Source organism: Streptomyces beijiangensis, assembly GCF_017315755.1.
Classification (GTDB): domain Bacteria; phylum Actinomycetota; class Actinomycetes; order Streptomycetales; family Streptomycetaceae; genus Streptomyces; species Streptomyces beijiangensis.
This window is the reverse complement of the sequence record NZ_JAFLRJ010000719.1, coordinates 1-514: the sequence shown is the minus strand read 5'-3', so window position 1 is coordinate 514 and position 514 is coordinate 1. Positions and strand designations below refer to the sequence as shown.

General features: G+C 68.7%; 1 protein-coding gene. It reads left to right on the top strand.

All coding sequences use genetic code 11. The features are described 5' to 3' along the window. Window positions 1–514, top strand: a 514-nt coding sequence (locus J0695_RS38635) for a GTPase Era (protein ID WP_206969521.1), incomplete at both ends; no start/stop codon positions are given.

Genomic DNA, 514 nt, shown 5'->3' with positions numbered 1-514 from the left:
GCTCGCCGAGCAGCTCATCGCCATCGACCAGCTCGCCATCGAGCTCGGCTTCGAGTGGGCCGAGATCGTCCCGGTCTCCGCCGTCGCCGGCGACCAGGTCTCGCTCCTCGCCGACCTCATCGCCCCGCTGCTCCCCATCAGCCCGCCGCTCTACCCCGAGGGCGACCTCACGGACGAGCCCGAGCAGGTCATGGTGGCCGAGCTGATCCGCGAGGCGGCGCTGGAAGGCGTACGCGACGAGCTGCCGCACTCCATCGCGGTGGTCGTCGAGGAGATGATCCCGCGCGAGGGCCGTCCGGCGGACAAGCCGCTGCTCGACATCCACGCGAACGTCTACATCGAGCGGCCGAGCCAGAAGGGCATCATCATCGGGCCCAAGGGCGCGAGGCTGAAGGATGTCGGGACGAAGTCGCGGAAGCAGATCGAGGCGCTGCTGGGGACGCCGGTCTTTCTTGACCTGCACGTCAAGGTGGCCAAGGACTGGCAGCGTGACCCGAAGCAACTCCGCAAGCTG